Annotated in this window: 6 protein-coding genes; 3 read left to right on the top strand and 3 right to left on the bottom strand. The window is 68.9% G+C overall.

The features are described from left to right. Positions 1 to 42: 42 nt before the first annotated feature. Both ABZ622_RS37245 and ABZ622_RS37240 read right to left on the bottom strand, forming a co-directional pair. Complete coding sequence (locus tag ABZ622_RS37245; protein ID WP_360551054.1) at positions 43 to 711, bottom strand: response regulator; 669 nt, start codon at positions 709 to 711, stop codon at positions 43 to 45. Between the two features lie 244 nt (positions 712 to 955). Further along, positions 956 to 6,385, bottom strand: coding sequence for a HAMP domain-containing protein (locus ABZ622_RS37240; RefSeq protein ID WP_360551052.1), 5,430 nt, complete (start codon positions 6,383 to 6,385; stop codon positions 956 to 958). A gap of 413 nt (positions 6,386 to 6,798) precedes the next feature. Between ABZ622_RS37240 and ABZ622_RS37235 the strand changes: the two genes are divergently transcribed. Both ABZ622_RS37235 and ABZ622_RS37230 read left to right on the top strand, forming a co-directional pair. Beyond that, complete coding sequence (locus ABZ622_RS37235) at positions 6,799 to 9,432, top strand: SpoIIE family protein phosphatase (protein WP_360551087.1); 2,634 nt, start codon at positions 6,799 to 6,801, stop codon at positions 9,430 to 9,432. A gap of 303 nt (positions 9,433 to 9,735) precedes the next feature. Next, a complete protein-coding gene (locus tag ABZ622_RS37230; protein ID WP_360551050.1) occupies positions 9,736 to 10,359 on the top strand; it encodes a hypothetical protein in 624 nt (207 codons plus the stop codon). Between the two features lie 21 nt (positions 10,360 to 10,380). Here the strand turns inward: ABZ622_RS37230 and ABZ622_RS37225 are convergent, their stop codons facing one another. Beyond that, positions 10,381 to 11,310 (bottom strand): NADP-dependent oxidoreductase, encoded by a 930-nt coding sequence (locus ABZ622_RS37225; protein WP_360551048.1) that lies wholly within the window; start codon positions 11,308 to 11,310, stop codon positions 10,381 to 10,383. A gap of 50 nt (positions 11,311 to 11,360) precedes the next feature. Between ABZ622_RS37225 and ABZ622_RS37220 the strand changes: the two genes are divergently transcribed. After that, complete coding sequence (locus ABZ622_RS37220) at positions 11,361 to 11,987, top strand: helix-turn-helix domain-containing protein (protein WP_360551046.1); 627 nt, start codon at positions 11,361 to 11,363, stop codon at positions 11,985 to 11,987. Positions 11,988 to 12,078 lie beyond the last annotated feature (91 nt).

The following is a 12,078-nucleotide window of genomic DNA, read 5'->3' as shown; positions in this document are numbered from 1 at the left end:
GACCCGCTCCTCCCCCGATACGCGGACGCGGTGGATGCGGCGTTACGAGGGAAGGCGGGCGCTGCCGGTGCCGGGTTCCAGGGCGTCGAGCGCCCGGCGCAGCCCGGTGAGCTTCCGCTCCAGATGGGCGGCGGCCGCCACCGCCGCGGCGTCCGCCGACTCGTCGTCGAGCTGCTTGGAGAGCGCCTCCGCCTGCTCCTCGACGGCTGCCAGCCGAGCGGAGAGCTCGGCGAGCAGCCCGGCGGGCTCGCCCTCGTGGTCCGCGCCGCCCGGATCGCCCTCGATCTGGAGCCGCAGCAGCGCCGCCTGTTCGCGCAGCTTGCAGTTCTTCATGTACAGCTCGACGAAGACCGAGACCTTGGCGCGGAGCACCCACGGGTCGAACGGCTTCGAGATGTAGTCCACCGCGCCTGCCGCGTAACCCCGGAAGGTGTGATGCGGGCCGTGGTTGATCGCGGTGAGAAAGATGATCGGGATGTCCCGGGTCCGTTCCCGCCGCTTGATGTGCGCGGCGGTTTCGAAACCGTCCATGCCCGGCATCTGGACGTCCAGCAGAATGACCGCGAAGTCGTCCGTGAGCAGCGCTTTGAGCGCTTCCTCCCCTGACGATGCCCGGACCAGTGTCTGATCGAGCGCAGAGAGGATGGCCTCCAGCGCCAGCAGATTTTCCGGCCGGTCATCGACCAGGAGGATCTTGGCCTTCTGCACCATGGCCCGTCCTCCTCGCCCCGGAATTGCACCGGGCGCCGCCCCAGGGGACGACTCCCTTACGCCGTCCGTCCTTGTGCCGGTCATGGTAGCCGCACCCCGCCCGTCGCCACACCCTGTCACCGCGATGTCACTGTGCACACAGCCAAAACGCGGTGGGGGACGTGAAGGTTCCCCGTACAGAGCCTTCTCACACCCCTACGAGCACAGTCGATCAGCAACTCGTCCGGATTCCCTCAATCAATGATCACTCTCCGCGCATCCACTGCTCCATTACGGAAAGAAGATGATCAGGATCGACAGGCTTGGTGACATAGTCGGAAGCGCCGGATTCGATCGCCTTCTCCCGGTCGCCCTTCATCGCCTTCGCGGTCAACGCGACGATCGGCAGCCCGGCGAACTGCGGCATCCTTCGGATCGCCGCCGTCGTGGCATAGCCGTCCATCTCCGGCATCATGATGTCCATCAGTACGACCGTCACATCGTCGTGCTGTTCCAGGACTTCGATGCCCACGCGTCCGTTCTCTGCGTACAGCACCGACAGACCGTGCTGCTCCAGCACGCTGGTGAGCGCGAAGACGTTGCGGATGTCGTCGTCGACGATGAGCACCTTCTCGCCGCGGAACCGGAACGTCCTGCGGACCTCGGGCTCCTCCTGCCCGGCGAGCGTCCACGGCTCCGGCTGAGCCGCCGGGGCGGCGCTCCGGGGCGGCAGCGCGGGCCGCCGCTCCGCGCTCTCCAGACTCTTGCGGCGACGCCGCATCAGCCCGGCCGCGCCCCCCGCGTCCGGTACCGCGGCCGCCGGGTCCGCACCCTGGCCGGCCTCCGGCAGCAGCCCTTCCACGGCCGCGACGCCGTGCCCCTCGATGGGACCGGGGCCGATCTGCGGGTACCCCTGCGGCGGCAACTCGCTCGGGTGCAGCGGCAGATACAGCGTGAAGGTCGAGCCGCGGCCCGGCTCACTGGCCGCGTGGATCTCGCCGCCCAGCAGCCGGGCGATCTCCCGGCTGATGGACAGCCCGAGCCCCGTGCCGCCGTACTTCCGGCTGGTCGTACCGTCCGCCTGCTTGAACGCCTCGAAGATCACCAGCATCTTGCTGGACGCGATCCCGATACCGGTGTCGGTGACCGAGAACGCGATCAGGTCGGCGTCCGCGTCACGCAGCGAGCCGGCCTCCAGCAGCTGCTCGCGGATGGCGTTCGGCACGTCCTCGTTGGCGTGCCGGATGACCAGCTCGACCGCCCCGCTGTCGGTGAACTTCACCGCGTTGGAAAGGAGATTGCGCAGCACCTGCAAGAGCCGCTGCTCGTCCGTGTGGAGCGTCGCGGGGAGTTCCGGCGAGACCCTCACGGAGAAATCGAGCCCCTTCTCCGCGGTGAGCGGACGGAATGTCGCCTCCACGTAGTCCACGAGCTGGACCAGCGCGATCCGGGTCGGGCTGACGTCCATCTTGCCCGCCTCGACCTTCGTCAGATCGAGAATGTCATTGATCAGCTGGAGCAGGTCGGAACCGGCCCCGTGGATCGTCTCGGCGAATTCCACCTGCTTCGGCGAGAGATTGCCCTCGGCATTGTCCGCGAGCAGCTTGGCCAGAATGAGCAGCGAGTTGAGCGGCGTACGCAACTCGTGCGACATGTTCGCCAGGAACTCGGACTTGTATCGCATCGAGACGGCGAGCTGCTCGGCACGCTCCTCCAGGACCTGCCGGGCCTCCTCGATCTCGGTGTTCTTGACCTCGATGTCGCGGTTCTGCTGGGCCAGCAGTTCGGCCTTCTCCTCCAGTTCCGCGTTGGAGGCCTGGAGCGCCTTCTGCCGGTTCTCCAACTCCTTCGAACGGTCGCGCAACTGCTCGGCCAGCTCCTGCGACTGTTCGAGGAGTTTCTCGGTCTTCGTGTTGACGCTGATGGTGTTGACGCTCGTCGCGATCATTTCGGCGAGCTGGTTGAGGAAGTCCCGCTGAATGTGGGTGAACGGCTGGAACGACGCCAGCTCGATCACACCGAGCACCTTCCCCTCGAAAAGCACCGGCAGCACGATCACATGCGCGGGAGGTGCCTCGCCGAGCCCGGAGGAGATCTTCAGATAGCCCGGCGGAACGTTGTCCACCTGAATGGTCCGCTTCTCCTCCGCGGCGGTCCCGATGAGCGTCTCGCCCGGCCGGAAGGAGGTCGGCATCGAACCCGCCGAGTATCCGTAACTGCCCCGCATGCAGAGCTCGTACGAGTTGTCCTTGTCGCTGTCCGGGCCGACCGCGCCGGCGTCCCCGGTCGGCATGGCCAGGAAGAACGCGCCGTGCTGCGCGGAGACGACCGGGGTCAGCTCGCTCATGATCAGCGAGGCCACGTCGTCCAGATCGCGGCGTCCCTGCATCAGACCGGAGATCCGGGCGAGGTTGCCCTTGAGCCAGTCCTGTTCCTTGTTGGTCGCCGTGGTGTCGCGGAGGTTGGCGATCATCGTGTTGATGTTGTCCTGCAGGGCCTGGATCTCGCCGGCCGCGTCCACATCGATCTTCAGGTTGAGGTCGCCGCGGGTCACCGCCGTGGCGACGGCGGCGATCGCCCGCACCTGACGGGTGAGGTTCCCGGCCATCTCGTTCACCGACTCGGTGAGGTCGCGCCAGGTGCCGTCGACGTCCCGGACCCGGGCCTGTCCGCCCAGCTGCCCCTCCGTGCCCACCTCGCGGGCCACCCGGGTCACCTGCTCGGCGAACGAGGACAGCTGGTCGACCATGGTGTTGATGGTGTTCTTCAGCTGCTGGATCTCACCGCGCGCGTCGATGTCGATCTTCTTGGTGAGGTCGCCCTTGGCGATCGCCGTGGTGACCGCGGCGATCTGGCGCACCTGACCGGTCAGGTTGGACGCCATCGAGTTCACCGACTCGGTGAGGTCCTTCCACGTACCGGAGACGCCCGGCACCCGTGCCTGGCCGCCCAGTTCGCCCTCGGTGCCCACCTCGCGGGCGACCCGCGTCACCTCGTCCGCGAACGAGGACAGCGTCGTCACCATCGTGTTGACGGTGTCCGCGAGCTCGGCCACCTCGCCGCGCGCCTCGACGGTGACCTTCTTCCTCAGGTCGCCGTTGGCGACCGCCGAGGAGACCCGGGAGATGTTGCGCACCTGACTGGTCAGGTTGTTGGCCATCAGGTTGACGTTGTCGCTGAGGTCCTTCCAGATGCCGGTCGCACCCGGCACCCGGGCCTGACCGCCGAGGATGCCCTCGGTGCCCACCTCGCGGGCGACCCGCGTCACCTCGTCCGCGAAGTTGAGCAGCTGGTCGACCATGGTGTTGACGGTCGTGACCAGTTCGAGGATCTCGCCCTTGGCGTCGACGGTGATCTTCTTGGAGAGATCGCCGTTGGCGACCGCGGTGGTGACCTCGGCGATGTTGCGGACCTGCATGGTCAGGTTGTTCGCCATGCCGTTGACGGACTGGGTGAGGTCCTTCCACGTACCGGACACCCCCTGCACCTCGGCCTGACCGCCGAGCATGCCCTCCGTGCCCACCTCGCGGGCGACCCTGGTCACCTGCTCGGCGAAGTTCGACAGCTGGTCGACCATCGTGTTGATGGTGTTCTTCAGCTCCAGGATCTCGCCCCGGGCATCCACATCGATCTTCTGCGACAGATCACCGCGCGCCACCGCCGTGGCGACCTGCGCGATGTTACGGACCTGAGCGGTCAGGTTGCCCGCCATTCCGTTCACCGAATCGGTCAGATCACGCCACACACCGGCCACTCCGGGCACCTGCGCCTGCCCGCCGAGCCGCCCGTCGGTACCGACCTCGCGGGCCACCCGGGTCACCTGCTCGGCGAAGGCGGAGAGCTGGTCCACCATCGTGTTGATCGTGTTCTTCAGCTCCAGGATCTCGCCCCGGGCATCCACATCGATCTTCTGCGACAGATCACCGCGCGCCACCGCCGTGGTCACCTGGGCGATCTGACGCACCTGCGAAGTCAGGTTCCCGGCCATGAAGTTGACGGAGTCGGTGAGCTCCTTCCAGGTTCCGGAGACGCCGTCCACCCGGGCCTGGCCGCCGAGACGGCCCTCCGTACCCACGTCACGCGCCATCCGCGTCACCTGGTCGGCGAAGTTCGAGAGCTGCGCCACCATCGTGTTGACGGTGTTCTTCAGCTCCAGCATCTCGCCCGCGACATCCACGGTGACCTTCTGCGACAGATCACCGTTGGCCACCGCGGTCGTCACCTGAGCGATGTCCCGTACCTGCCCCGTGAGGTTGCGGAACGCCGCGTTCACCGAGTCGGTGAGGTCCTTCCACGTCCCCGCCGCGCCGGGCACCTCGGCCTGGCCGCCCAGCCGGCCCTCAAGACCGACCTCCCGGGCCACCCGGGTCACTTCCGAACCGAAGGACTGGAGCTGGTCCACCATCGTGTTGACGGTGTTCTTCAGCTCCAGCATCTCGCCGGCCACATCCACGGTGACCTTCTGCGTCATGTCACCGTTGGCCACCGCCGTGGTCACCTGCGCGATGTCCCGCACCTGGGTCGTCAGGTTCCGGAAGACCGTATTCACCGAGTCGGTGAGGTCCTTCCACGTCCCCGCCGCCCCCGGCACCTTCGCCTGCCCTCCGAGCAGACCCTCGCCACCGACCTCGCTGGCCACCCGGGTCACTTCGTCCGCGAAGAGCCGCAGCGTGTCGGTCATCTGGTTGATGGTCTCGGCCAATTGCGCGACCTCGCCGCGGGCGCTCACCGTGACCTTCTGGGAGAGGTCGCCGTTGGCGACCGCCGTGGTCACTTCGGCGATCCCGCGCACCTGGGAGGTGAGGTTCCCGGCCATCGTGTTGACGGAGTCGGTGAGGTCCTTCCACACACCCGCCACACCCGGAACGGTCGCCTGGCCACCGAGCTCGCCCTCCGTACCCACCTCGCGGGCGACCCGGGTCACCTCGGAGGAGAAGGACGAGAGCTGGTCGACCATCGTGTTGACGGTGTTCTTCAGCTGGAGCATCTCGCCGGCCACATGGACGGTGACCTTCCGCGAGAGATCCCCCTTGGCGACCGCCGTCGTCACCAGGGCGATGTCTCGCACCTGCGCGGTCAGCCGGTACGCCATGGTGTTCACGGAGTCCGTGAGGTCCTTCCACGACCCGGACATCCCGCGCACCTGGGCCTGTCCGCCCAGCTTGCCCTCGGTACCCACCTCGACCGCGACCCGCGTCACCTGCTCGGTGAACGCCGACAGCTGGTCGACGAGGCTGTTGACCGTACGGGCGACCTTCAGGAACTCGCCGCGCAGCGGCCGTACCGTCTCGTCCGACGTGTGCGACCGCAGTTCCATCCGCTGTTCGAGATCACCGTCGGCCACCGCCGACAGCACCCGCCCGACCTCCGAGACCGGGCGGGCCAGATCGTCGACCAGTTCGTTGGAGGCGTCGATCGCGGCGGCCCAGGAGCCCTCGCAGGCGCCCGTCTCCAGCCGCTCGGTGAGCTTCCCCTCGCGTCCGACCATCCGCCGTACCCGGGCCAGCTCGCCGGTCAGATGCAGATTGCGGTCGGCGACCTCGTTGAAGACCGCAGCGATCTCCGCCATCACACCGTCGCCCGAGACGGTCAGACGCCTGCGGAAATTCCCGTCGCGCATCGCCACGAGTCCCGCCAGCAGTCTGTTGAGCGCCGCCGCGTCGACATCGATGGTTCCATTGCGCTGTTTCTTCACGGACTGTCCGCCTTTTGTGCGCGTGCCTGTGCCCCGCGCCGCCACGCCAGACTCCACCGTGTCCCTCCCGCAGGGGTTGACCGTATCGCTCGGGCCTTGTCTGGGAGCTTGCCCAGTTCTTCCATGGCTCATCGCCACAGCCCACCGTCGACGGGTGACCATGGGGACGTCAAATCGTTGAAACGTACCAGGCCGGACGCAGCCGGGGTGCAACCTCCCAGGGTTGTCCCGCATCCCTCCATCGGGAAGGTCACACTTGTCCGGTCACAGGTCGGTTCCTGGCCGCTCCTGTCCGAAGTCGCCCCTCGTGTACCCGGCACACATACCGAGCGTCTAGCCTGGCAGGCGAATCGAAGCGGCGAGAAACGGGCACAGGACTCGGGGAAGCGACGAGACACCACATGGGGAGTTCTGTGATCACCGCGCGCGCGGCCGCCACCTTCGACCCGGTCGGGCGCTCCGTCGCGACCGCCCGCGCCTTCGTCCGCGACACCCTCCAGGGGTGGGGCTACACGGACGTCGTGGACGACGCGGTCGTCCTCACCAGCGAGCTGGTGACCAACGCCGTGGTCCACGCGGGCACGGCCGCCGACGTGCTCTGTCTGCGTACGGAGGACGGCGTCCGGATCGAGGTCTCCGACCACTACCCGGAACGCGAGATCCCGCTCCAGAGCACCGGTCTGGACTTCGGCAGCCCGGACCGTGAGAACGGCCGCGGACTGCTGCTCTGCGCGGCGCTCGCCACCCGGTGGGGCGTCGAGTACTCACCCACCCGCAAACATGTCTGGTTCCAGCTCGATCTCCCCGAACGCCCGGTGGGCATCCGCTCTGCGGGCCCGCTGCTCCCCGTGGGGCTCCTCCCGGTGGCCGACGAGCGCGTCCGGGTGGCGGTCGTCCAGATCGACAGCTCCGGCGCCATCGCCGCCTGGAACGAGGACGCCGCATTCCTCTTCGGCCACACCGCGGAACAGGTCACCGGAAAGCAGCTCACCGACTTCACAGCCTGGCCCCAGACCCCCGGCACCAACACGGGCATCGTCGACGCGCTCCAGCTCTCGCGCTGGGAAGGCAGTTACGGAATGCGCGGCGCCGACGGCCGGATCATCCCCGTCTACGCCTCGCATCTGAGGGTCCGCGACACCCACGGCGAACCCTCGACCGTCTGCCTGCTCGTCCGCGACTACGAACGCGCGGTACTCCAGTCGCCGGCCCGCACACCGGTGTCCGACACGAACGCCGAGAGCGGCAAGACCGACCCGTTCGAGATCTTCATCGGCTCCCCCGCCCCCGACGACCTCGACGGCCTGCTCCAGCGCACGGTCGAGCGGGCCCGCGACATGCTCGACGCCGACGCGGCCTTCCTGCTGCTGGCGACGGACGACGAAACGGAACTGGAGGTACGGGCCACCACCGGTCTGCCCTCCGCCCGCCAGCGCTTCGCCCGCGTCCCGGTGGAGGCCGGAACCGGACGGTACGGATCCGCCCGAATGCCCGCCGTCCACGAGGACCTGGACAACGTGCCGGGCGCCGTCCCGCTGCTCGGCGGCACCGGGATGCGTTCCGTCGTCACCGTCCCGCTGAAGGTCGAGGGGCGCCTCACGGGCTCCCTGGGTGTCGCCGCCGAGGCGGCCGGCCGCTACTCGAACGAGGAGGCCCTGCGCCTCCAGTTCGCCGCGGACCGGATCGCGCTCGCGGTCGAGTCGGCCCGGCTGGGCGAGCTGGAACGGCTCCGCCGCGGCTCCCTGTCCTTCCTCGTCGAGGCCTCCGACCTGCTCGCCGGCACCCTCGACCGGGACCAGACCCTGGCGCTGATGGCCCAGATGACGGTCCCCACCCTGGCCACCTGGTGCGCCGTGTACACGATCGCCGACCAGTCGTCCGAGCCGTACCTCTCCTATGTGCTGCACGAGGACGAGGAGCGCATCGACGGCCTCAAGGCCCTGCTCTCCAAGATCGCGCCACCGGACCCGGTGCCGACCCCCGGGGCGCGCGTCTGGGCCGCCCCGTCCGAGGCCGCCCACCAGGCCGCCCTGCGCACTTCGATGCGCACCCTCGGCCTCGGTGAGACCGGCAGGCTCGGTGAACCGGGCAGGCTCGGCCCCGGAATCCGCACGACGCTGGCCACCGCGGCCGCCGTGGGCGGGGAGACGGTGGTCCTGCCGCTCGTGGCCCGCAACCGCGTCATCGGCATGCTCACGCTCGGGAAGCCCTCCGACGACCACTTCCGCCAGGAGATCCTGGAACTGGCCGAGGACCTCTCCCGCCGCGCCGCCCTGGCCCTCGACAACGCGCGCCTCTACTCGGAGCGCATGGCGATCAGCCAGTCCTTGCAACGCAGCCTGCTGCCGCCGGGCCTGCCCGAGGTCCCCAATGTCGAGATCGAGGTCATCTACCGCGCGGCCGGCGAGGGAAACGAGGTCGGCGGCGACTTCTACGACGTCTTCCCGATCCGCGACGGCGCCTACGGCTTCGCCATCGGCGACGTATGCGGTACGGGTCCGGAGGCCGCGGCCGTCACGGGTCTCGCCCGCCACGCCCTGCGCCTCCTGGCCCGCGAGGGCTTCGGCGGTCCCGCCGTCCTGGAGCGGCTCAATGCCGCCATCCTCGACGAGGGCGCCCGCAGCCGCTTCCTGACCCTGCTGTACGGCGAGTTGTGGCCCCAGGAGGACGGCAGCGCGCTCCTGAAGGTGGTCTGCGCGGGGCACCCGCTGCCGCTGCGCCTGCGTCAGGACGGCTCGGTCGAGGCGGCGGCCGAGCCGCAGCCCCTGCTGGGCGTCATCGAGGACCTCGAACTGTACGAGCAGACGGTCACCCTCGCCCCGGGCGATGTCCTGCTGTGTGTCACCGACGGCGTCACGGAACGCCGGGAGGGCACCCGGATGCTCGGCGACGACGGCCTGGCCGACGTCCTGGCGACCTGCACGGGCCTCACGGCGGGTGCGGTGGCGGCTCGCATCCTGCGGGCCGTGGAACGCTTCGCCGCCGAGCCGGCCTCGGACGACATGGCCATCCTCGCCATGCGCGTCCCGGAACCGCCCGCCGCCTAGCGACCCGAGCCGGAGATTCGCCGTCGGGCCGGCACGAGTCGTCCTGGTCCGAGGGTTCCGCCGATGTCGGCAACTGATGCCCAACGGGCTGTACTTGAGGGGTGGGTGCGTCGGCGGTCCACGGCACAGGCGCCGGCCTCGCGCTCGCGGATCGTGCTCCTCGGCAGAGTCGTCGCCCACTGCCACCGGGTCTCCGACTCAGGTCACCGGGGCGTCTCTTCCGGATCACCCTGCGGACCGGATGAGGACGGCGGCGAGGCAGTTGGTGACGGCCTTGTCGTAGGCGGTGGATACCCTGCGGAAATGAGCAACGCGATATGGGATGCCCTGGCAGCGACACCCCTCCTGGAAGTGCGGCGCCGCGCGGCCGTCGTGGACGAGCTCGCCGAGATCGAACCGGTGACGGTGACCGGCGCACACCGTCTGGCCTGGAACGACCGCGGCGGCCAGTCCGCGGTCTGGTACTTCGCGGAGGACGGCCGCGTGCTGCTGCTGACGTTCGACCACGAGTCGGATCTGAATCTGTACGCCGAGGAGGATTTCGCCCTTCAGGAGTCCCTCTACGAGGGCGTCCCGGAATCCCTCGTAGCCCTGGTCCGTGACCGTCCCGAGAACTACGAGTCGCTGAATCTCACGGACTCCGCGACGGGCCGGACGATTCACTACGCAGGCGGTGTCTTCTGGTACGACGGCACGCGCTGGCACGTGTCCGACGGCCTGGTGGAGTACTGCCGCCGCGAGGACGCGGACCTCTTCGGCGAGTCCGGCTTCGACTACTGCCTGGACGCCTACCGCTTCGGCCAGGACTTCACCCCGGAGACGGTCGTGGCGATCCGGGACGAGGACGGTCGGTACGAGGACGAGGACGAGAAGGAAAAGGAAGCGGACCTGCTCGGCATCCGCGAAGCCTTCGCCCGGCACGGCTAGTGCGATGTGCGGCGCATCACGCTAGAGGGTGAGTACGATCTTTCCCCGGGCGTGGCCGGTCTCGCTCAACTGGTGTGCCGCGACAGCGTTCTCGATGGTGAAGGCGGCCGCGACCGGCACGGTGAAACGGCCCTGCCCGGCGAGAGCGGCGGCCACGGCAAGTCCTTCGACCGCCTGGGGGTCCGCTCCCGGGCCCGCCGAGCGTGTTCGGTGGACGCCGTACTTCGCGGCGTTCATGTCGGCGATGGTCACCACCCGGTCCGGGCTTCCGGTCAGGTCCACCAGATCGGGCAGCGAGCCGGATCCGGCGCAGTCCAGGACGACATCGACTCCGTCCGGTGCCAGGGCGTTGACCCGCTCTCCCAACCCGGGGCCGTAGGTGGTCGGCGTCGCCCCCAGCCCCGCGACGAACTTGTGGTTGTGCACGCCGGCTGTACCGATGACGGTCGCGCCGCGGGCAGCCGCGAGTTGCACGGCGACCGTGCCGACCCCGCCGGCTGCGCCCTCGATCAGCAAGGTCGTGCCGGTGCCGACCTTCAGCCGATCGAGGGCCCGCGCGGCGGTCTCGACGTTCCCGGCCGCGCCGCCGGCCTGCTCCCAGCTCAGCGCGTCCGGCTTCAGCGCCCAGGCCGCCAAGACGGCGTACTCGGCGTTCGCACCGCCGAGCTCCGCGACCTCGACGATGCCGAAGACCTCGTCGCCCGGCCGGACACCGGTTACCCCTGCGCCGACCTCGTCGACCACACCCGCGGCATCCATGCCGAGCACATGGGGCAGGCGCAGCGGCGCCATGTCGCGGAACCGGCCTGAACGGAGGTGGCAGTCGGCGGGAGTGAGGCCCGATGCCCGCACGCCCACCCGGATGTGGCCGGGTCCCGCGTGTGGTTCCGGTACATCGGTGACTTCCAGGACACTTGCGGGACCGTACTCGGAGAATGTCAGTGCTCTCATGCCGTCGGACGCTACCGGAACACCCCGTCCGTTTGGCTAAAGTGAGAGCGGTGACGAACCCTTTGCCTCATTCCTTGCGCTCCGATGCCCGGGACAACCGGGAGCGCATCCTCGCCGTGGCCCGCACGACGTTCGCCGAACAGGGACTGGACGTGGCGATGCGCGAGATCGCGCGGCGTGCCGAGGTCGGACCCGCGACCCTCTACCGGCACTTTCCGACCAAGGAAGCGCTGGTCACCGAGGCCTTCCGCGAGCAGATGACTGCCTGCACAGCCATCGTCGACGAGGGACTGGCCGCCCCGGACCCATGGCTCGGCTTCTGCCTGGTGATCGAGGCGGTGTGTGAAATGCAGGCGCAGGACCGGGGCTTCACCGCGGCGTTCGTCTCGACCTTCCCCCGCGCGATCGACTTCGCCGCGGACAGGGAACAGGCACTGGGCAAGGTCGCCGAACTCGCCCGCCGGGCCAAGGCGGGTGGCAAGCTGCGCCCGGACTTCGTCCTGGACGACCTGATCATGGTCCTCATGGCCAACGGCGGTATCCGGACCACCTCGCCGGCCGCCGCAGTGGCCGCCTCACGGCGCTTCGCCGCGCTGCTGATCCAGGGCATGCGGGCCGAGCCGGCCATCCCGCCACTGCCCCCGCCGGTCCGGCTGCCACTGACGGTTGTGACTTAGCTTGTATTTAAAGGTTTGACTTTGGCGTGGCCTGCGGAGTCGTGTCCGTTCTGTTGTGTTTCTTGCCAACGGGGTGGCGGGGTGCGGGGGT

This window comes from Streptomyces sp. NPDC007164 (assembly GCF_040634135.1).
GTDB classification, from domain to species: domain Bacteria; phylum Actinomycetota; class Actinomycetes; order Streptomycetales; family Streptomycetaceae; genus Streptomyces; species Streptomyces sanglieri.
Note: the sequence above shows the minus strand (reverse complement) of the source record. Positions and strands in the feature narration are given on the sequence as shown.

Bases quoted from the DNA above. Each gene is read 5' to 3' on its own strand.
- ABZ622_RS37245 (WP_360551054.1), bottom strand. From the start codon at position 711: ATGGTGCAGAAGGCCAAGATCCTCCTGGTCGATGACCGGCCGGAAAAT.
- ABZ622_RS37230 (WP_360551050.1), top strand. From the start codon at position 9,736: ATGAGCAACGCGATATGGGATGCCCTGGCAGCGACACCCCTCCTGGAA.
- ABZ622_RS37225 (WP_360551048.1), bottom strand. From the start codon at position 11,310: ATGAGAGCACTGACATTCTCCGAGTACGGTCCCGCAAGTGTCCTGGAA.